The sequence below is a fragment of the Stutzerimonas stutzeri genome, assembly GCF_038561965.1.
In the GTDB taxonomy this organism is placed as follows: domain Bacteria; phylum Pseudomonadota; class Gammaproteobacteria; order Pseudomonadales; family Pseudomonadaceae; genus Stutzerimonas; species Stutzerimonas stutzeri_AA.
Window position 1 is genome coordinate 4,636,614 of the sequence record NZ_CP139348.1, and the last position, 20,687, is coordinate 4,657,300.

The window sequence follows — 20,687 nt, forward strand, 5'->3', positions numbered from 1 at the left end:
CTTATCGACAAAGGGACAAGGTTACCATGCGCGCTCTCAAACACCTGATGCTGGCCAGCCTGCTGGCGTGCGCTCCCCTGGCCGGTTTCGCCCAGGAGTCGGTCGATGGCGAGCCGGACGTAACCATCCGTCAGGAGGGCGACCGTACCGTCGAGGAATACCGCGTCAACGGCTTCCTCTATGCAGTGAAGGTCACCCCCAAGCACGGCAAGCCTTACTTTCTGGTGCGCGCCGATGGCAACGACGGCAACTTCGTTCGCGCCGACCAACCAGACATGCTGATTCCTTCCTGGAAGATCTTCAGCTGGTAATCCATGAGTCGCTAGGAGCACAGCATGTCGGTATTCACGCCCCTGCAACGCGATGAACTGGAGGCCTTTCTGGCGCCGTACCGGCTCGGCCGGCTGCGCGACTTTCAGGGCATCGTCGCAGGCAGCGAGAACAGCAATTTCTTCGTCAGCCTCGATCAGGGTGAATATGTACTGACGCTGATCGAGCGTGGCCCGAGCCAGGATTTGCCGTTCTTCATCGAACTGCTCGACGTGCTGCACCGTGCCGGCCTGCCGGTGCCCTATGCGCTGCGCAGCGAGCAGGGCGAGGCGCTGCGCGAGCTGGCGGAAAAGCCTGCGCTGCTGCAACCACGTCTGGCCGGCAAGCATGTGATGGATCCGAATCCACACCACTGCGCCGAGGTCGGACGGCTGCTGGCGCGTCTTCATCTGGCCACTCGCGAGCACATCCTCGAACGCGCCAGCGACCGCGGCCTGGACTGGATGCAGGCACAGGGGCCAAGCCTGGCGCTGAACCTGCCCGACGATCAGCTGCCACTCTTGCGCGATGGCCTGGCGGAGATCGCCGAGTTGCGACCGAAGCTGCTCGCCCTGCCGCGGGCCAACCTGCATGCCGATCTGTTCCGCGACAACGTGCTGTTCGAAGGCGGCCATCTGACCGGCGTGATCGATTTCTACAACGCCTGCTCGGGCCCGATGCTCTACGACGTGGCCATCGCCGTGAACGACTGGTGCTCGCACCCCAACGGCGAAATCGACGGCGAGCGCAGCGAACCCTTGCTGGCGGCCTACTCCGCGCTGCGTCGTTTCACCCCGGCCGAAGCCGAACTCTGGCAGCCGATGCTGCGCGTGGGCTGTGTGCGTTTCTGGCTGTCGCGGCTGATTGCGGCGCAGCGTCACGAAGGCAAGACGGACGTGCAGGTGAAAGATCCTGATGAGTTTCACCGCCTGCTGAAGGCGCGCCAGCATCCCTCCAGCGCGCTGCCTTTCGCTTTCTAAATCGAATCCCAGACACAAACCCCGCGCGAAAGCGTTCAACGCCTCGCAAATTCTCCAGCGCAACTTGCGACCGCCGGGGCTTTACCCCAAAGTGCCGGCCGCACAGGACGCACGCTGGCAGCAGCCGGAGCGCGCAACGCCCCTCATCATCGAAAGGAATCGATGCATGCCCTCCATCTATCAGCTCAAACCCCGCTTCCAGGCGCTACTGCGCCCCCTGGTTCAGCATCTCTATGAGCGCGGCATCACCGCCAATCAGGTCACGCTGGCAGCACTGGTCGTTTCGCTGGCGGTTGCCGCGGCGGTCGCGCTGCTGGTCGAGCACCTCTGGATTTTTCTGCTGATCCCACTGTGGATGCTGCTGCGCATGGCGCTGAACGCCATCGACGGCATGCTGGCCCGCGAGTTCGGGCAGCAATCGAAGCTCGGTGCCTACCTCAACGAACTCTGCGACGTGGCCGCCGATGCAGCGCTCTATCTTCCGCTGGCCCTGGTGCCGGGTGTCTGGCCTGCTGCCGTGGTGCTGGTGGTAGTGCTCGCGGCACTGGCCGAATACGCCGGCGTACTCGGCCCGATGGTTGGCGCCTCACGCCGCTACGACGGCCCCATGGGCAAGAGCGACCGGGCGTTTGCCTTCGGCGTCTTGGCGGCTGGAATCGCCCTGGGCCTGTTGCCCTCTGCCTGGGTCAACGGCCTTTTGCTGCTGATCGCCGTACTGTCGATCGTCACGTTGATCAACCGGATCAGGCAAGGCCTTGCGGAAACCGCATCCGCACCAGCCAAAGCCAACTGAAATACCCGTCCAGCACCCCCGCCTTTCGCTAGAAAACCGAGGAACACCACTCATGCTCGGCTTCCTGCTCGCCTTCGCGGTCACTTCCGTTGCCCGCCTGCTGACCGGTACACGTAGCCTTTGGATCGGCTGCGCGCCGCTCAACAAGCAGCGTATCTATTTCGCCAACCACAGCAGCCATGGAGATTTCGTGCTGCTCTGGGCATCGCTACCGCCCGACCTGCGGCGCAGAACCCGGCCCGTGGCCGGTGCCGATTACTGGCAAAGCAGCGCGCTGCGCCGCTTCGTCATTCATCGTCTGTTCAATGGCGTGCTGGTGGATCGCGAGCGCAGCGGTCCGGAGTCCAATCCGCTGCAGCCGATGCTCGACGCCATGGCTGGCGGCGACTCGTTGATTCTCTTTCCCGAAGGTACGCGCAACCTGGAAGACGGCCTGCTGCCGTTCAAGAGTGGCTTGTATCGCCTGGGCCTGGCCTGCCCGGACGTGGAACTGGTACCGGTGTGGATCGCCAACCTCAATCGGGTGATGCCCAAGGGTCGCAGCCTGCCGCTGCCTCTGCTGTGCAGCGTGAGTTTCGGCGCACCGATGAGCATCGAGAAGGACGAGGACAAGGACGCGTTTCTGCAGCGCGCTCGCCTGGCTTTGCTTGAACTGGCCCCCAAGGAAGACTGACATGGATCGCAATACTCTGCTGCTGTTCGCCGGTATCGGCGCCCTGCTCGCCGTCGCCTCGCTGATAGGCTTCGTGCTCAAACACCGCAGCGGCGCCGAAACCAGCCCGGTGATCGACAACCTCAACGCGCGCATCAACGCCTGGTGGGTGATGGTCGCAGTGATCGGCATCGCCTTCTGGCTCGGCCACACCGCGGTGGTCATCCTGTTCTATCTGGTGTCCTTCTTCGCGCTGCGCGAATTCATGACACTGACCCCTACACGCAGCAGCGATTACCCGGCACTGGTCGCGGCGTTCTACCTCGTTCTACCCCTGCAATATCTGCTGGTGGGCGTTGGCTGGTATGGCCTGTTCGCCATCTTCATTCCGGTCTACGTCTTCCTGCTGCTGCCCATCCTGGCGTCGCTGGGTGGCGATACCACACGTTTTCTCGAACGTGCGTCCAAGGTGCAGTGGGGCCTGATGATCGCAGTATTCTGCGTCTCCCACGTTCCTGCCCTGCTCACCCTTGAGATTGCCGGCTACGAAGGCCGCAACCTGCTGCTGATCGCCTGGCTGATCATCGTCGTGCAGCTCTCCGACGTGCTGCAGTACGTCTGCGGCAAACTGGCCGGCAAGCACAAGATCGCCCCGCGGCTGTCGCCGTCGAAAACCGTCGAAGGCTTCGTTGGTGGCATCCTGCTGGCGACCCTGATCGGCGCAGCGCTGTGCTGGATCACCCCGTTCAGCTGGTGGCAGGCGGCGCTCATGGCGCTGTTGCTGAACCTGTTGGGCTTCTTTGGCGGGCTGGTGATGTCGGCGATCAAGCGCGACCGCGGCGTCAAGGACTGGGGCCACATGATCGAAGGCCATGGCGGCATGCTCGATCGGCTGGATTCGGTCTGTTTCGCCGCACCGATCTTCTTCCATCTGGTGCGCTACGGCTGGACCTGACCAGCCAGAACGCCCAGAACCGCAAGGCGAACCGGCGATTGCCGCGAGGGTCGAAACTGTAAATGCGGCGCCTAACAGGCGCCGCAGCATTTCGTTCGCCAAAACGGAGCGCCCACCACTGCAACACTACCGCGTTAAGATGTCGGCAAGCATGCTGTCGCCAGCGCGGTGGGCAGACGATAACTGCAGGCGGTGATCTTGCAGCCGCAGTAGTAGGTGCACCCGCTCCTCGATGGGTTCGCCATCGAATTCAGGAATCATTGATGACTCAACGCAACGTAATCAACGCCTCGGTTAGCCCCAAGGGCAGCCTGGAAACCCTCTCGCAACGCGAAGTACAGCAACTGAGTGAAGTCGGCTCCGGCAGCACGCACAAGCTGTTCCGCCAGTGCGCCCTGGCAATCCTCAACACCGGCACGCGCATCGACAATGCCAAGACCATCCTCGAAGCCTACGAGGACTTCGAGGTGCGCATCCTGCAGCAGGATCGCGGCGTGCGCCTCGAGCTGTTCAATGCACCGGCTGACGCATTCGTCGATGGCGAGATGATCGCCAGCACTCGCGAAATGCTCTTCAGCGCATTGCGCGACATCGTCTATACCGAAAGCGAGCTGAGCAGCGCGCGCATCGACCTGAGTACATCCCAGGGGATCACCGACTACGTCTTCCACCTGCTGCGCAACGCCCGCACCCTGCGTCCAGGCATCGAGCCGAACCTGGTGGTGTGCTGGGGCGGTCACTCGATCAGCACCGAAGAATACAAGTACAGCAAGCGCGTCGGTCACGAACTGGGCCTGCGCAGCCTGGATGTCTGCACCGGCTGTGGCCCTGGCGTGATGAAGGGGCCCATGAAGGGCGCCACCATTGCCCATGCCAAGCAGCGCCGCAACGGTAGCCGTTATCTGGGGCTGACAGAGCCCGGCATCATCGCCGCGGAGGCACCGAACCCGATCGTCAACGAACTGGTGATCCTGCCGGACATCGAGAAGCGCCTGGAGGCTTTCGTCCGTGTCGGCCACGGCATCATCATCTTCCCCGGTGGCGTCGGCACCGCCGAGGAATTTCTCTACCTGCTCGGCATCCTGCTGCACCCGGCCAATCGTGACGTCCCGTTCCCGGTCATCCTCACTGGGCCTAGCGATGCGGCGGATTACCTGCAGCAGCTGCACGATTTCGTCGGCGCGACCCTTGGCGAAGAGGCCCAGGAGCGTTACCAGATCGTCTTCAACGACCCCACCGAAGTGGCCCGTCAGATGGCCGAAGGCCTGCGCGAAGTACGACGGTTCCGCCGCGAGCGCAACGATGCGTTCCATTTCAACTGGCTGCTGAAGATCGAAGAAGGCTTCCAGCGGCCCTTCGATCCTACGCACGAAGCCATGGCGAGCCTGCCGCTGCGCCGCGATCTGCCACCGCACGAACTGGCCGCCAACCTACGTCGTGCCTTCTCCGGCATCGTCGCCGGCAACGTCAAGGACAAGGGCATCCGCCGCATCGAGCAGTACGGCCGTTACGAGATCCACGGCGACGCGGCGATCATGCAGCCGCTGGACAAGCTGCTGCAGGCTTTCGTCGAACAGCACCGCATGAAGCTGCCCGGCGGCGTGCCGTATACACCGTGCTATCGCGTGGTCAGCTGACTACGCGCAACATGCACAGCGGCGCTCGGTGGGTTTGCACGCCCACCCAGCCAACCGAAGCGCGGCACCGGCCTTGCCCCCTCCTCTTCATCGGCCGGCTCCTGGGTAGGGTGGGCTTCAGCCCACCGCGTTGCTCAGGACATACACTGCGCCCGGGGCCAGGACGGACTATCTGCGCTGCGGCGCCGACCTGAACACCAACGCCAGGCCCAGCAGAATCGCCCCCATGCCCAGCAACCCGAGGCGCGACAGCTGGTTGCCGAGAAACAGGTAATCCATCCCCACGGTTACCACCGGCACCAGGTAGAACAGGCTGGTGACGTTGACCAGATTGCCGGTCTGGATCATGCGGTACAGCAACAGCTGCGCCGCCACCGAAATCACCAAGCCCAGCCAGAGCACCGGAACGATGAAGCCAGTTACGGCTTCAAGCTGAATTGGCTGGAACGGCACGAACGCCAGGCACAGCAGCAGGCTTACCCCGTACTGGGTCGGCAACACCTCCACCGGACTCTGTCGAATGCGCTGCTGCAGAATCGCCCCGAGCGTCATGCACAGCAGGGCGCCGAGGGCGAAGAGCATCCCGACGAGAGAGAAACGTGCCAGCACCAGACTCTGGAAAACCACCGCGGCCAACCCGGCCAGCGCCACCAGCAATCCGAGCAGGCGCAGCGGTGAAAAGCGTCGTTCGAGGAGCAACAGGGTAAGGATCGGCTGCACACCGAGCAGCGTCGCGATCACACCCGGCGTCACGCCATGGGCCATGGCCTGGAAATAGCAGATCGAATAGCAGCCGATCATCAGCAGCCCTGTGGCCGCAGTCTGCCAAGCAGTGCCCGGCGCCGGCCGCCAGCGCCTACGGTACAGGCCGATCAGCAGAACCGCGGCCAGCGCCAGAGCAAAGCGCACGATCAGCAGGGCGAACGGGGTGGCGTGGTCCAGCCCCCAGCGGGTGAAGATGGCCGCACTGCCCCAGAGCAGGACGAAAACGGCCATGACGCCATAGGACGTCCATATGGATTTGTCGAAAGTCATCAGTCATTACCTGTCGAAGCGAAACAGGCCCCAGCCGAACGTCGAGAACGTGCGCGCGCCGACCCAGTGGGATCGGAAAGCGAAAACTGGAGCTGCGAAGTGTGGGCGGGTCAGCCCAGTGCAACCGCCTGTGGCGGTGGCGGCGCGATTGCCAGGTCGGCAACGACAGATGGAGGTGGAGCGATTGCGCACAGCCGCGCCGCGCCGAGATCGGCTGGCTTCACGGAATACGAGCTGTGGGCAATGGAGGACATGGATCAGTGGCCAAACGGTTGTCTTGACGACGAGAGCTGAAAACTAGCAGAGCCAGGCCCGCCGGGTAAAGCGGGCCTGACGAGCGTCACACGAGGAAATCAGCGCGCGGTGTTTATCCGCACTTGGAATTGCCGCAGTTCAGACAGGTCGCGCAACCGTCCATTTGCACAACCGCCTGGGTGTTGCACTTGTTGCACAGCTGCGCGCCGGCCGGAAAGCCTTCGCCCGGCTCGACCGCCACCGCACCCTGACTGGCCTCGTAGGCCGCGCGCTTTTCAGCCAGGTACTTGAGCTGGGTTTCGTCCAGCGCATGGCCTTCAAGCATGCCGATGGCGATCAGATGGCGCTCCAGCACCGCGCCGATCTCGGCCACGATCGACGGCATGTAGACGCCGCCCTTCTTCAGATAGCCGCCGCGCGGGTCGAACACCGCCTTCAGCTCCTCGACGAGGAACGTGCAGTCGCCACCCTTGCGGAACACCGCGGACATGATGCGGGTAAGCGCAACGATCCACTGGAAGTGGTCCATGTTCTTCGAATTGATGAAGATCTCGAACGGCCGGCGTTGCTCATGCGGGGTGCCGGCGTTGAGCACGATGTCATTCACGGTGACGTACAGCGCGTGCTCGAACAGCGGCGACTTGATCTTGTAGGTCATACCGATCAGGGTTTCCGGACGTTGCAAACTCTCGTCCATTTCGACCACGTTGATGGCCTTGCTCGTCTTGCTCTCGGTGCTGGCCGCAGCCGCCGCGGGGCGCTCGAGGGCCTCGTCGACGACCTTGAAGCCCTTGATGCGCTGGGTGATCTTTACGGTCATGGTGCAATCTCTCCTGCCGGGTGCGTCCGCAACCCGGCGTGCAATCGGTAGCAGGCGGTTCAGTACTTGCCGTAATAGCCTTCTTTCAGGGCGTCGAACAGGTTGGCGGCGGTATTCACCTCGCCGTCGTACTCGACTTCCTGGTTGCCCTTGAGCTCGACCACGCTGCCGTCCTCAAGGGTGAAGCGGTACAGCGTCTTCTCCAGATCGGATTCCTTGACCAGTACGCCCTGGAACGCCGCCGGATTGAAGCGGAAGGTGGTGCAGCCCTTGAGCCCCTGCCGCCAGGCGTAGCGATAGATGTCCTTGAACGCCTCGAACGGATAATCGGTGGGCACGTTGGCAGTCTTGGAGATCGACGAGTCGACCCAGCGCTGCGCGGCAGCCTGGATATCCACATGTTGCGTTGGGCTGACGTCATCGGCGGTGATGAAATAGCCCGGCAGCTTCTCGCCCGCTTCCTCGGAGCCCGGCTTTGCGCGCTCGTTGATCAGCGTGCGATAGGCCAGCAGCTCGTAGCTGAACACCTCGATCTTTTCCTTGGCCTTGCGGCCGGGACGGATCAGGTTGCGCGAGTAGTGGTGGGCGAAGCTCGGTTCGATGCCATTGGAAGCGTTGTTGGCCAGGCTCAGGCTGATGGTCCCGGTGGGCGCAATGGAGCTGTGGTGGGTGAAGCGCGCGCCCTGCTCGGCCAGTGCCTCGATCAGCTCGGGCGCGTACTCGGCGATCTTCTGCATGTAGCGCGAGTACTTGGCATGCAGCACGCGGCCGGCGATCTGATCGCCGACCTTGTAGCCATCCTTGACCATCTCCGGACGCTTGCGCAGCATCTCGGCAGTGACCTCGAACGTTTGGCTCAGCAGCGGGGCCGGGCCCTTCTCCTTGGACAGCTCCAGCGCCTGCTCCCAACCGACCAGCGCCATTTCTCGAGCGACTTCTTCGGTGAACACGCAGGCTTCCGGGCTTCCGTAGCGCAGCTTGAGCAGCGTCAGCGTCGAGCCGAGGCCAAGGAAACCCATGCCGTGGCGACGCTTGCTTTCGATCTCGTGGCGCTGCTGCTCCAGCGGCAGGCCGTTGATCTCCACCACGTTGTCGAGCATGCGGGTGAATACGCGCACCACTTCGCGGTACTTGTCCCAATCGAAGCGTGCATCGGCACCAAACGGGTCGATGACGAAGTGGGTCAGGTTGATCGAACCCAACAGGCACGATCCGTACGGCGGCAGCGGCTGCTCACCGCACGGGTTGGTGGCACGGATCGCTTCGCACCACCAGTTGTTGTTCAGCTGGTTGACGCGGTCGATGAGGATGAAGCCCGGCTCGGCGTAGTCATAGGTGGAGACCATGATCATGTCCCACAGATGCCGAGCCTTGACCCGCCCGTAGATCTTGCAGGCCACCAGGCCATCGTCGCGCACGATGTAGCCGTCATGCACCGGCCACTCGCGCCAGAGCACATGCTCGGCATCCGCCAGGTCGAGCTCGCCGGCTTCCTTGGCATGCACCGGGAAGATCAGCGGCCACTCGCCGTCAGCCTCGACCGCCTGCATGAACTCGTCAGTGATCAGCAGGCTCAGGTTGAACTGGCGCAGCCGGCCATCCTCGCGCTTGGCGCGGATGAACTCGCGCACGTCCGGATGACCGACGTCAAAGGTGCCCATCTGTGCGCCGCGACGGCCGCCGGCGGAGCTCACGGTGAAGCACATCTTGTCGAAGATATCCATGAACGACAGCGGCCCGCTGGTGTGCGCGCCGGCCCCGGAGACAAAGGAGCCACGCGGGCGCAGGGTGCTGAACTCGTAGCCGATGCCGCAGCCGGCCTTGAGCGTCAGGCCCGCCTCGTGGACCTTGCCGAGAATGTCGTCCATCGAGTCGGTGATCGAACCCGAGACAGTGCAGTTGATGGTCGAGGTCGCCGGCTTGTAATCCTGCGCGCCGGCGTTGGAGATGATCCGCCCGGCCGGGATGGCGCCATTACGCAGCGCCCAGAGGAAGCGCTCGTGCCAGTGCTCGCGCTGCTTCGCTGGCTCGACGTCGGCCAGGGCGCGCGCGACGCGCTGCCAGGTGTCGTCGACACTCTTATCGATCGGCGTGCCGTCCTTGCTGGTCAGGCGATATTTCTGCGCCCAGATATCCTCGGACGCCGCCTGCAGGGCGATGGAAGTGCTCTTGCTGTCTGCCGCGATGGGCCCGTCCGTCTTCGCCATGCGCTGCGCATCCTCGTGCCGAAAGTGGGAAAAAGAGAGCTAGCACGATAGGCGAATTCGACAGGCGCCGTACATGATGCACGTCAAACTAGGCGGAGCGAACGACGACTGGCCTACGAACAAGTTGTAGCCAATATCGTTGGCCAGAAACGAAAAAACCCGCCGAGAGGCGGGTTCTTTCTTCAAGGGCCGATCAATTACTTGATCTTGGCTTCCTTGTACATCACGTGCTTGCGTACGACCGGATCGAATTTCTTGATTTCGATCTTGTCGGGGGTGGTGCGCTTGTTCTTGTCGGTGGTGTAGAAATGGCCGGTACCGGCGCTGGACACCAAACGGATCAGGTCACGCATGATTGCTCTCCTTAAACCTTTTCGCCGCGGGCGCGCAGCTCGGACAGAACGACGTCAATACCACGCTTGTCGATGATGCGCATGCCTTTGGCACTCAGACGCAGACGGACGAAGCGGTTCTCCGACTCGACCCAGAAGCGGTGATGCTGCAGGTTCGGCAGGAAACGACGACGGGTTTTGTTGTTTGCGTGGGAAACGTTGTTCCCGGTTACCGGACCCTTACCGGTAACTTGACAGACTCTCGACATGCCTCAGCCCTCTAAAACCACATGCCCAACCCGGCATGGGTTGGCCGCTTGAATTCACTTGTCAGTTTGGCGCTCAGCGCCACGTTTCATGGGGGTCTTACCGGCCACGTTGCGAACGAAGATACCGGGCCCCTAGAAAAGAGCGCTGCTTTATATCAGAAAGCCCCCAGAGCAACAAGCGCGGAATCATTTTTCCGCCCGACTGCCGTGGGCCTGCGCCGCCTCGTCCTATGCAATTGGCGGGTTGCGGCCCGGCAGATCCGCCCGTCGCTTCGCCCACTATATATAGGTAGCGATCAGGTGGCAGCCGCACGCGCTTCGTCACGCAGCTGCCGACGCAGCAACTTGCCCACCGCGGTCTTGGGCAATTCATCGCGTATCTCGAGAAGGCTCGGCATTTTGTAGCCGGTGAGGTACTGGCGGCAATGCTCGAGCAATGCCTGGTCGTCGACCGCATCGTCCTTGAGGCTGACGAAGACCTTCACCGCCTCGCCCTTGCGCGCATCCGGCACGCCCACCGCCACGCATTCACGCACGGATGGGTGCTGCATCAGCACATCCTCGATTTCGTTGGGAAATACATTGAAGCCGGAGACCAGGATCATGTCTTTCTTGCGGTCGACGATCTTCACAAAGCCCTCGGCATCCAGCAAGGCGATGTCGCCGGTCTTCAGCCAGCCATCTGCAGTGAGCACCTTGGCCGTCTCGTCCGGCCGCTGCCAGTAGCCCTGCATCACCTGCGGGCCACGCAGCCACAACTCGCCGGGTGTTTCCGGCGCCACGTCGTTGCCCTCGTCGTCCACGGTGCGCAGTTCCGTCTCGATCAGCGCCTGGCCGATGTAGCCTTCGCGGTAAGGGCTCAGCTGGGTGCCGGTCGCCACCACCGGCGAGGCCTCGGTCAGGCCGAAACCTTCGCGAATCGGCGCCCCCGTCAGCGCTCGCCAGCGACGGCCGACTTCACTGTTCAACGGTGCGCCGCCGGAGGTCGCCCATTTCAGGTGGGAGAAATCGATGCTGCGAAATTCGGGATGATTCATCAGCCCGACGAACAGCGTGTTGATGCCGCTGAGCAGGCTGAAGGGATAGCGCCGCATGGCGCCGATGGTCTCGTCCAGATTGCGCCCGTCGCGGATGAATACGGTATGCAGTCCCATGCCCACCGAGCTCAGACAGTTCGTGGCGAAGGCCATGATGTGATACAGCGGCAACGGCGCGATGCGCACGTCCTTCTCCGGCTCCAGCAGGCCCGGCTGGTCGAACAGCTCGATGGTCTGCAGTACGTTGGCCAGCAGATTACGATGCGTGAGCATCGCGCCCTTGGATACGCCGGTCGTGCCGCCGGTGTACTGCAGCAGCGCCAGCCGGTCGAGGCCTGCCTCGCCTTCCAGTGTGGGACTTTGTTCACCCATGCGCAGGGCCTGCATAAAGCGCTGCGTTCCCGCCTCGCTGCTTTCGTGAATCGGCCGCTGCAGATCGTCGACGCTGGTCAGGATGATCTGCCGCAGCGCGGTGTCCGCCTGGACCGCACGGACCTGTGGCAACAGCCGGTCGAGCACAAGGATCGCCTTGGCACCGGAATCGCGGAACTGATGGCTGGCTTCCGCTGCGGTGTACTGTGGGTTGGTATTGACGATCACCAGCCCGGCCTTGAGTGCGCCAAAGACGGCGATGGGATACTGCAACGAATTGGGCAGCTGCAGCGCCAGCCGGTCACCCGGTTGCAGACCCGCGTGATGCCGCAGGTAGCGGGCGAAGGCGTCGGCACGACTGCCCAGCTCGGCGTACGTGAGGTGGTCGTCGCCACAGGAAAATGCCGTGCGCCGCGGATGCTTCACACAGGCCTGGGCAAGCAGGTCATGGACGTTCTGGTAGCCGCCACGGGCGAGTTCGGCAGCCACGTAGCCTTGCGCGGAAGCGGACATCGACATTCTCCAAAATGAATTATTGTTTTACTGTGCGAAACTGGATGTCGAATCCGATACTAGACCATCAATTTTTGCGTAGCAATGATCGCCATTGGCCGCACAGCCCGACGCCGGGCGATCTGCTATCGTTCGCCACCGCTGCCCACTAGCCAGAAAGACAGAGACCATGAGCGACGACATCGAAGACACCGGCACACCCAAGGATCGCAAGTTCGTCGGGGCGCTGGCCCGCGGGCTGGACGTGCTGCGTGCCTTCACCCACGGCTCGGTGGTGATGGGCAACCAGGACATCGCACGCATCACCGGGCTGCCCAAGCCCACGGTGTCGCGCATGACCTACACCCTGACCAAGCTTGGCTACCTCAGCTATTCGCAGCAGCTGGAGAAGTATCAACTCGACTCCGGCGTGCTGGCGCTCGGCTACGCCTACGTCTCGAACCTGCGCGTTCGCCAGCTGGCCAAGCCGTACATGGATGAATTCGCCCGCCGCACCAATACCACCGTGGGGCTGACCTGCCGTGACCGGCTGTCGATGATCTACGTGGAAAACTGCCGCCCGGCCGAGGTCACTACGCTGCGCATGGACGCTGGTGTGCGCCTGCCGCTGGCGACGACAGCCGCCGGCCGCGCCTTTCTCGCCGCCACGCCGGAGAAGGAGCGCGAACACCTGATGGCGGCGCTGGCCAGCAAGTATGGCGATGGCTGGGCGGCGATCGAGGCTTCGCTGCACGGATCGTTCGAGGAGTTCGTGCAGCAAGGCTTCTGCCTGTCGCTTGGCGATTGGGACCGTAATGTGATGGCCGCTGGCGTGCCGCTGCACCTGGCCGACGGCAGCATCATGGCGCTGACCTGCGGTGCGCCGTCGTTCCAGCTCAGCGAGGACACCCTAAGGAATTCGCTGGCCCATCAGCTGGAAATGCTCGCCCGCGATATCGAAAGCCTCGGCGTCTGATCCTCAGGCCCTGACGCTGGCCCAGGCGATGTCCGCGAGCAACTCGCGGCATTCGGCCAGCGCGGTGCGTGAACGTCCCGCCAGCCAGTTGCGCGCCATGTCGTGGCAGGGCCCGATCACCACAGCGAGAAAGCAATCCCCGGGCATGCGCCGGAAGGCCCCGCTCTCACGATGACGCCGCAGAATCGCCCCGACCCGCTCGCCGTGGGTGCGATTGACCTCGCGCAGCTGTTCGCCCATCTCCCCGGCCTCGACCCGCCCGCGGTTGTGCAGAACGAAGCGCGCCCAATCGGGGTTCGCCACCACCCAGTCGATATAGCTGGTGACAAACAGCCGGACGCAGGCTTCCGCATCCAGCGTCTCGATCAGCCCGGCCTCCAGCAGCGCGGCGTACTCGCCGATGCCTTCCAGATACAGCGCGGCGATGATCCGCTCACGATTACCAAAGTGGTGATAGAGGCTGCCGATGCTGGCGCCGGAGCGATCACGAATCATCTCGATGGTGGTCGCCTCCACGCCGAACTCGGTGAAGCAACCAAGTGCGGCCTGAAGGATTTCCTGCTTACGGCTACTACGGGCCATCCGGCCTCCAGTCTGAACTAGAATATTTTTCTAGAATAATCTTCTACCCTTCGTATACTGCACCGATCGCAGCAATCGCAGAAGCGCGGAGAACAACAAGATGGCGACGATACAGGTTGAAGAACGCTCCATCGACAACGGCAACGGCCATGCCTTGTCCAGCTACTGGTATCAGCCGAGCAGCGCGCCATGCGGCGTGGTGCTGATCGCGCCGGCGATGGGCGTGCCGCAGCGCTTCTACACCGACTTCGCCAACTGGCTCGCCGAGCGCGGCTACCAAGTGGCGACCTTCGATTACCTGGGCATGGGCCGTTCGCGCCAGGTGCCCCTTCGACAGTTGAACGTCGACATCCTCGATTGGGCACGCCATGACTGTAGCGCGGTGCTTGCCGCAGCTGCCGAGGCGGCCGGTGAACAGCCGCTGTACTGGATCGGCCACAGCGTTGGCGCGCAGATTCTGCCGCTGGTCAAAGGCCATGAGCGCCTGACCCGCATCGTCACCATCGCCGCCGGCAGCGGCTACTGGCGCGAGAACAGCCCGCAGATCCGCAACAAGGCCTGGCTGCTCTGGCATGGCCTGGCGCCAGTGCTGACCGCGGTGGCCGGCTACTTCCCGGGCGGTCGTATCGGGGCGGTCGGCGACCTGCCCGCCGGGGTGATTCGCCAGTGGCGGCGCTGGTGCCTGCATCCGGACTATCTGGTCGGTGTCGAAGGCGAGCCCATGCGTCAGGCCTTCGCGGCGGTACGCACTCCGCTGACCTCGCTGTCCTTCAGCGACGACGAAATGATGTCAGCGCGCAACACCGAATCCCTGCATGGCTTCTACAGCTCGGCACCGAAAACCATGCAGCGCATCGCGCCCGCGGAAATCGGCGCCACGCGGATCGGCCACTTCGGCTTCTTCCGTCGCAGTTTCGCCGACAACCTCTGGACGCCACATCTGTTGCCAGAGCTGATGCCAAGCCAACAACGCACAGTGGCGTAGGGCCTCAGAAGGCAAGCAGTTTCGCAGAGCGGAACACTGCTAGCATATTTCGAAACATATGCAGGGGTTATTCACCTTGCCGGATGGCTGTTCTCCGACAAAAGTGAGGATGGGCTGGTTACAGCCCTCCTCGCCAATGGAGCCTTGCCATGCACAACAACAATAACGGCTACCCCTCGCAAACCCGCGCCTGGGTCACGGTCGCCATCCTCATGCTCGCCTATGTGCTGTCCTTCGTCGATCGGCAGATCCTCAACCTGCTGGTCGAGCCGATCCGCCGTGATCTGGATATCACCGACACCCACATGAGCCTGCTCATGGGCTTCTCCTTCGCGGTGTTCTACACCATCTGCGGCGTGCCCATCGGGCGCCTGGCCGACCGCAAGAGCCGCCGCGGCATCATCGCCATCGGCGTGTTGGTGTGGAGCCTGATGACCGCCCTGTGCGGCACCGCGCGAACCTTCTGGCAGTTCCTCGTGTTCCGCATCGGCGTCGGCGTCGGCGAGGCGGCGCTGTCGCCTTCGGCGTATTCACTGATCGCCGATAGCTTTCCGCCCAAGCTGCGCGGCACCGCCATGAGCGTCTACTCGATGGGCATCTACATCGGCTCCGGCCTGGCCTTTCTGCTCGGCGGGCTGGTGGTCAAATTCGCCTCGGCGCAGGGCGATGTGGAACTGCCGGTGCTCGGCATGGTGCGCCCCTGGCAGCTGATCTTCCTCGTGCTCGGCGCTGCCGGTGTGCTGTTCACTGCCGTGCTGCTGCTGATTCGCGAGCCGTCACGCAAGGGCGTCGGTGCCGGCGTCGAGGTGCCGCTGAGCGAGGTAGCCGGCTATATCCGCCAGAACCGTCGCACCGTGCTCTGCCACAACTTCGGCTTCGCCTGCCTGGCCTTCGCTGCTTATGGCAGCTCGGCGTGGATCCCGACCTTCTTCATCCGCACCTACGGCTGGTCGGCCAGCGACGTCGGTGTGCTTTACGGCTCGGTGGTGGCAGTGGCCGGCTCGATCGGCATTATCGCCGGCGGGCGGCTCTCCGACCTGCTGCACCGCCGCGGCTATCGCGATGCGCCGTTGCGCGTCGGCATCATCTCCGCCGCGCTGACCTTGCCGCTCAACCTCGCCTACCTGGCCGGCACTGGCGAACTGGCACTGGCGCTGATCGCCCTGCACGTCTTCACCATCGCCATGCCCTTCGGCGTTGGCCCGGCGGCGATTCAGGAGATCATGCCCAACTCCATGCGCGGCCAGGCCTCGGCGGTGTACCTGTTCGTCATCACTATGGTCGGCCTCGGCATCGGCCCGACTGCGGTGGCGCTGGGCACCGACTTCGTCTTCGGCGATGACAACGCCCTGCGCTACTCGCTGCTGATCGTCACCGGCGTTGCGCTGGTCGGCGCCATCATCCTGCTCGGGATGGGCCTCAAGCATTACCGAGGCAGCCTGGATCGCTTGCAGGAGTGGAAGCCGCAAGGTGCTGCCACGCCAACCCTGGCGTAACGGATTGGCACATGGTGGTCAGTGCATCCATACGCACATTGGCCACCGACCCCTCACGACTGCCTACCACCCGCGATCGACTTGCGCGACCACAACTCACACCGCCGTGATTGCCAGGGCGCTTAGCGAAAGCCTGCCACCTCAGCCCGCCAATCCGGTTCGGTTTCAGCCGCTCGACCTGAAATTGCCGTCCTAGACACTTTTTGGTTTGTGATGCAGAGCATATTTGTGTGTAATTGCCGGCCATTTCACGGATTGAAACGGCAGCCCCGTCGGCACGGCAACGGCCGTCGCGTCAGTCCCGAATGCTACCTGCCGGCCATTCAGACAAGGACTACCTCATGGGCTTCGCAAAAAAAACCAGCGTGCTGCTACTCAGCAGCACCATCGTGTTCAGCGCCGGTTGCGCCAACATGTCGGAAAACGAGTGGGCCAACAAAGAGAACATCGGCACGCTGGTTGGTACCGCAGCAGGCATCCTGATTGGTAGCCAGGTCGGCAACGGCAGCGGGCGCACCGCGGCAATGATTGCGGGCGCACTGGCCGGCGGCTACCTGGGCAAGACCATCGGTGCGAAGCTTGACGTGCGTGATCGTGAGGCGCTGGCGCTGCAAACTCAGCAAGCGCTGCAGCACGCTCAGGACGGCCAAGCCACTCAGTGGACATCGAGCCATAGCGATGCCAAAGCCACCATTACCCCGATCAAGACCGAAACCGTACAGCGTGAAGTCGCAGTCAAGCGCACGCCCAAAGTGCAGCCGGTAGCGAACATGACGCTGATCAACCAGCCCTACCAGGCGGTTAAATCGGCGAACGTACGCAATGCGCCTGACCTAAAAGCCGAAAAGGTTGCAGGGTTGCCAACCGGCACCACCTTTACCGCGATTGGCCGCACCGACAACGACTGGATCATGGTCGGCCGTCGCGGCGTAACCATCGGCTACGTCTATGCGCCGCTGGTGGCTCAGGTCAAAAAGCCGGCTCAATCGACCCAGACCGCTGCTGCCGATACGGCTACCGATCTCGACAGCCTCGATATCGCCAGCGCAGCGTCCAAGGGCATCGACCTGGACGCCTTCGACCTGGATGCTGCCCCGGTCGAGCAGGCCATGACTGCCCAGACCACCTGCCGAACGATCAAATATGACGTGACCGCGCAAGGCAGCAACGAGCAGCAGACTGCCAAGGCTTGTCAGGCGGCCGACGGTGCCTGGGAGCTGATCTGATGAATGTACGCAACATTTCCCTGCTGGCGCTCGGCCTGGCCGTAGCGGCATCGGCCCAGGCTGCCAGCCACCGCCTGGCCTACTCCAAGGCGGAGAACGTCGAGGTCTTCGTTGACCATGCCGATGGCCAGCCTTGGTGCAGCGACAACCTGCAACTGCGCTTCGCCTTTGCCGGCGAGGCCGATCAGGACGCCATCAATCGCTTGCTACCAAAACTGGGTGGCCTGTTTGCCACCCAGTGCTCGAGCGCCTCGCAGCTGAGCTGGACCAGTGTAAACAGCACGGGCAAGACTCAAGCCAGCGGCAATGCCAGCCAGGCCGCTGGCTGGCTGGCGCAAACCGCAAATACTGCCCAGACCGCCCCGCAGCCCGCAGCCGATCAAGTGCCTGCGCCAACCGTCGCCCAAGCACCTGCTGCACCTGCTGCACCTGCTGCACCTGCACCCACCATCGCCGAAGCACCTGCTCCTGCACAGGCTGCATCTACCGCGAGCGAGACCGCTCCGGCCGCTGCACAGCCAGAAGCTGCCAAGCAGGCGCAAGCGCAAGCCGAGCCACCGCAACCTCCGGCCGAATCACCGGCACCGGTAGCGCCGGTGGCCGACGCTAAAACCGCTCAACCCGCTGAGCCGGCCGAAAAGCCAGCCCCGGTGGCGCAAGCCGCGGCCCCCGTTGTCGCCAAAGAGTTCAGCGTTGGCGGCTGGCAACCGCCGCTGGCAAGGGACGTTTTTGCCAAGGCCGACTTCATTACCGAGATTGCCGATCAGAACGGCTGCCGCTTCCGCTTGGGTTTCAAGCCGGAGGACGACATCGAAAACATCTCCGCAACATCCAACGGCGTGACATGCGGCCCGGATGGTTACGCTCAGGGCTCCGGCTCGCTGACGCTCAACCGCCGCGACGGCGTGCGTCTACATCAGTTCAAGGGCAGCTTCCTCGATGGTCTGGAGATCTACGGCGAAGCACCGCAGTTACCGGTAGTGGGGATCGACCAACGCAAAAACCTGCTGCTGCTATTGCATAGCGAACCCGCCAGCAAGGTGCATTACCTGCTGCGCATGGGTCATAGCTATAACGGCCACTGGAATGCCGGTAGCGTGACGCTGGTCGCGCTGACGGAAAACCGTGAGCTGTTCCGCGACCTGGAAAGCATCCGCCGGACGGTCGACATCGCCACAGCTCACCTGGACAAGAGCGCACCCAAGATCAGGGGCATCCACTTTTACGGTATGCGCGACCTGGAAAAAGGCCTGCATCAAGGCGACCGGGACTTCTGGCTCTACGAAATTTCGCTGTCGCGTCACTACCGTACCCAGAAGTGGGAGTACGACCCGGCCCGGGCCAACAATTACCTATTCACGTATGAGCGCAAGGAAGCGGAGCTGCAGCGTCAAGCCGAGCTGGAGCGCGAGCGAGAAGCCCAGCGTCAGCGCGAGCTACTTGCCCGCCAGGCAGAGCAACAGCTGCAACTGTATCGCCAGCTGCGCCGTGAAACCCGCAAACCCGAAGAGCTCTACGGACGCATCCTCAGCGATGCCAGCTACACGCCGTTCAGTGGCGGCGGCTATGCCGCGATGATGCAAGGCCGTGCGCAACGCTACAGCCAGATCGTGCATATCGATGGCAAAACCGATGGCGGCTGGGAGATCGACTATCCGTACCCTGCTGTATTGGATACCAAAGACAGCGAGCAAAGCGCCGACAAGGGCTGGTTCCTGGTCAAGGGCGAGGCGCGGCTGGACGCGTCGCGCAAAGATGAGCAAAACCTGCCGCTTACGCTGATCAGCGCCACCACGTTGCAAGCCTGCAGCGAAAAGGGCTGCGCCGATCTTCGCGACCCGCTGAAACTTGCACGACATGAAATCGGTGACCCGGACTGGACGCCGGAAGAGGCCAAATCGCTGATACAACAAGCCTGGCCCGAGCGTGCCGAGCTCCAAGGAGATGACGAATGAGCAAGCGCCTACCCCTGATCGCCGGCGCTGCCGTTGCCGTACTGGCGGCCGGTTACTTTGGCCTGAGCGCCTACAGCAGCAGCCAGGCGGAGAAGCTGATCGAAGACTGGGTCTACGAGCACGAGCTTGAGGACACCCTGCGCTGGAAGTCAGTGTCGTCTAGCCCCTTCGGCGGCCGCGTGACCATCTCCGAGCTGCAAGTGGAAGCCGGCGGACGCGAGCCAAGCCTGCAGGTGGCCGAGGTGATCATCAGTGACCGCTCCATTAACGACGAGCGAACCCGCTTGCGCCTGCGCTTCAATGGCGTCGAGGCTGACAACCGCGCCCTTGGCGGGCTGAGCAGCCTCGGCGCGATGGCCGGCGGTGGCTTCGGCCGAGGCATGGCTACCGCTCGCGGCTTCGAACCCGCGCTGATCAGCGGGCTGGCAGAACTCAAGCCCTTCGACGTCGAAATCTACGTGGATATCGATGACGATGCCGGCACTCTGGAAACTGAGCTGGCTGTCGACCTGCCAGAACTGTTCGATTCGCGCATCAGCTACCGCCTGAGCAACCTGCGTGATTTGAATCGCAAGCTGCAGCGGCTGAGCGAAAGCTTCGGTGGCGACGCCGGAGTACAGCGAGCGTTCATGAGCGAGATGGGTGAGCTGGCATCGAGCGTCGAGCGCGCCGAATTGCAAAGCGCCTCGTTCAGCGTCAAGGATCGCGGCATGGCTACGCGCAGCATCGCTCTATATCAGCGCTATAACACGCCGCTGAACCCTGCCGAGGGCAGCGCCGAGAAGCAGCGTAAGGCTCATTACGAGAAGGTCGTTGAACAGGCTGAGAAGGACTGCGGCCGTGAGCTCAAGGACCTCCCGAAGGGCATGAATGACAGTTGCGAATTGCTCGGCAAGGCGATGCTCGGCAAGGTCAGTGGCGTTGAGCTGACGGTCAAGCCGAAAGAGCGCGTGCGCCTGACCGATCTGGGCGACCTGCAGGACGGCCGCCGCAGCAAGCGGCTGCTGGACCGCCTGAATCCGCAACTCGACAGCATCTGATCGTTCGCTAACGTGTGAAGAAAGGCCGGGCATTTGCCCGGCTTTTTAATGTCCGGATCAAATGACTCACAGCCGGTGCGATCACCGGATACTGGATAAACCACCGATCCACCTAGACGCGACCCGAGTTGTTGCGCGCAGCGCCGTAGGGTGGGCTTCAGCCCACCGTTTGTGTGCTAGCGGCGAGCTGAAGCGGAACGCCGCACAACGAAAATGAAGACGATGCCTCCGCCACACCTGCCCGCAGTCGGCTAAGCACCTATCTCTGCAAAGCAAAACCGG

The 20,687-nt window shown here is 63.0% G+C and carries 19 protein-coding genes; 12 read left to right on the plus strand and 7 right to left on the minus strand.

What is annotated here, in order from left to right; all coding sequences use genetic code 11:
* Positions 1–26 precede the first annotated feature (26 nt).
* The 6 genes from SM130_RS21440 (at position 27) to ppnN (ending at position 5,326) form a co-directional block, all read left to right on the plus strand.
* On the plus strand, positions 27–311 hold the full coding sequence (locus SM130_RS21440) for a DUF2782 domain-containing protein (protein WP_015278846.1): 285 nt from the start codon (positions 27–29) through the stop codon (positions 309–311).
* 24 nt (positions 312–335) lie between these two features.
* The gene (locus SM130_RS21445) at positions 336–1,289 is read left to right on the plus strand and encodes a homoserine kinase (protein WP_102826548.1); all 954 of its coding nucleotides are present in this window, start codon (positions 336–338) and stop codon (positions 1,287–1,289) included.
* Positions 1,290–1,455: 166 nt separating this feature from the next.
* Entirely contained in the window at positions 1,456–2,082 is a 627-nt protein-coding gene (locus tag SM130_RS21450) for a CDP-alcohol phosphatidyltransferase family protein (protein ID WP_102826547.1), read from the plus strand.
* 52 nt (positions 2,083–2,134) lie between these two features.
* A complete protein-coding gene (locus SM130_RS21455) occupies positions 2,135–2,755 on the plus strand; it encodes a lysophospholipid acyltransferase family protein (protein ID WP_102826546.1) in 621 nt (206 codons plus the stop codon).
* Between the two features lies 1 nt (position 2,756).
* On the plus strand, positions 2,757–3,689 hold the full coding sequence (locus tag SM130_RS21460) for a phosphatidate cytidylyltransferase (protein WP_102826545.1): 933 nt from the start codon (positions 2,757–2,759) through the stop codon (positions 3,687–3,689).
* 263 nt (positions 3,690–3,952) lie between these two features.
* Entirely contained in the window at positions 3,953–5,326 is a 1,374-nt protein-coding gene (ppnN, locus tag SM130_RS21465; protein ID WP_102826544.1) for a nucleotide 5'-monophosphate nucleosidase PpnN, read from the plus strand.
* 168 nt (positions 5,327–5,494) lie between these two features.
* Here the strand turns inward: ppnN and SM130_RS21470 are convergent, their stop codons facing one another.
* The 6 genes from SM130_RS21470 to SM130_RS21495 form a co-directional block, all read right to left on the minus strand.
* Positions 5,495–6,361, minus strand: coding sequence for a DMT family transporter (locus tag SM130_RS21470; protein ID WP_102826543.1), 867 nt, complete (start codon positions 6,359–6,361; stop codon positions 5,495–5,497).
* A gap of 367 nt (positions 6,362–6,728) precedes the next feature.
* Positions 6,729–7,436: an NrdJb gene (locus tag SM130_RS21475; RefSeq protein WP_102826542.1), complete on the minus strand. Its 708-nt coding sequence runs from the start codon at positions 7,434–7,436 to the stop codon at positions 6,729–6,731.
* Positions 7,437–7,495: 59 nt separating this feature from the next.
* Complete coding sequence (locus SM130_RS21480) at positions 7,496–9,643, minus strand: adenosylcobalamin-dependent ribonucleoside-diphosphate reductase (RefSeq protein ID WP_102826541.1); 2,148 nt, start codon at positions 9,641–9,643, stop codon at positions 7,496–7,498.
* Positions 9,644–9,840: 197 nt separating this feature from the next.
* The gene (gene rpmG / locus SM130_RS21485) at positions 9,841–9,996 is read right to left on the minus strand and encodes a 50S ribosomal protein L33 (RefSeq protein WP_102820382.1); all 156 of its coding nucleotides are present in this window, start codon (positions 9,994–9,996) and stop codon (positions 9,841–9,843) included.
* An 11-nt stretch (positions 9,997–10,007) separates the two neighbouring features.
* Positions 10,008–10,244 (minus strand): 50S ribosomal protein L28, encoded by a 237-nt coding sequence (gene rpmB, locus SM130_RS21490; RefSeq protein ID WP_015278852.1) that lies wholly within the window; start codon positions 10,242–10,244, stop codon positions 10,008–10,010.
* 296 nt (positions 10,245–10,540) lie between these two features.
* Positions 10,541–12,166 carry an AMP-binding protein gene (locus SM130_RS21495; protein WP_102826540.1) on the minus strand — a complete coding sequence of 542 codons (1,626 nt, stop codon included), beginning with the start codon at positions 12,164–12,166 and terminating at the stop codon, positions 10,541–10,543.
* A 169-nt stretch (positions 12,167–12,335) separates the two neighbouring features.
* Here SM130_RS21495 and SM130_RS21500 point away from each other — a divergent pair, with 169 nt between their 5' ends.
* Complete coding sequence (locus SM130_RS21500; protein WP_102826539.1) at positions 12,336–13,121, plus strand: IclR family transcriptional regulator; 786 nt, start codon at positions 12,336–12,338, stop codon at positions 13,119–13,121.
* A gap of 3 nt (positions 13,122–13,124) precedes the next feature.
* On the opposite strand, the gene SM130_RS21505 is transcribed toward SM130_RS21500, so the two are convergent.
* Positions 13,125–13,703: a TetR/AcrR family transcriptional regulator gene (locus tag SM130_RS21505; RefSeq protein ID WP_102826538.1), complete on the minus strand. Its 579-nt coding sequence runs from the start codon at positions 13,701–13,703 to the stop codon at positions 13,125–13,127.
* Positions 13,704–13,803: 100 nt separating this feature from the next.
* On the opposite strand from SM130_RS21505, the gene SM130_RS21510 reads away from it, so the two are divergent.
* From SM130_RS21510 to SM130_RS21530, 5 genes are all read left to right on the plus strand, one after another.
* Positions 13,804–14,688 (plus strand): alpha/beta hydrolase family protein, encoded by an 885-nt coding sequence (locus tag SM130_RS21510; RefSeq protein ID WP_102826537.1) that lies wholly within the window; start codon positions 13,804–13,806, stop codon positions 14,686–14,688.
* A 149-nt stretch (positions 14,689–14,837) separates the two neighbouring features.
* Complete coding sequence (locus SM130_RS21515) at positions 14,838–16,184, plus strand: spinster family MFS transporter (protein ID WP_102826536.1); 1,347 nt, start codon at positions 14,838–14,840, stop codon at positions 16,182–16,184.
* 341 nt (positions 16,185–16,525) lie between these two features.
* Positions 16,526–17,410 (plus strand): SH3 domain-containing protein, encoded by an 885-nt coding sequence (locus SM130_RS21520; RefSeq protein ID WP_102826535.1) that lies wholly within the window; start codon positions 16,526–16,528, stop codon positions 17,408–17,410.
* Entirely contained in the window at positions 17,410–19,365 is a 1,956-nt protein-coding gene (locus SM130_RS21525) for a hypothetical protein (RefSeq protein WP_102826534.1), read from the plus strand. Before SM130_RS21520 ends, SM130_RS21525 begins: the two co-directional genes overlap by 1 nt.
* Positions 19,362–20,405 carry a hypothetical protein gene (locus tag SM130_RS21530; RefSeq protein WP_102826533.1) on the plus strand — a complete coding sequence of 348 codons (1,044 nt, stop codon included), beginning with the start codon at positions 19,362–19,364 and terminating at the stop codon, positions 20,403–20,405. The genes SM130_RS21525 and SM130_RS21530 overlap by 4 nt, the downstream gene beginning before the upstream one ends.
* Positions 20,406–20,687 lie beyond the last annotated feature (282 nt).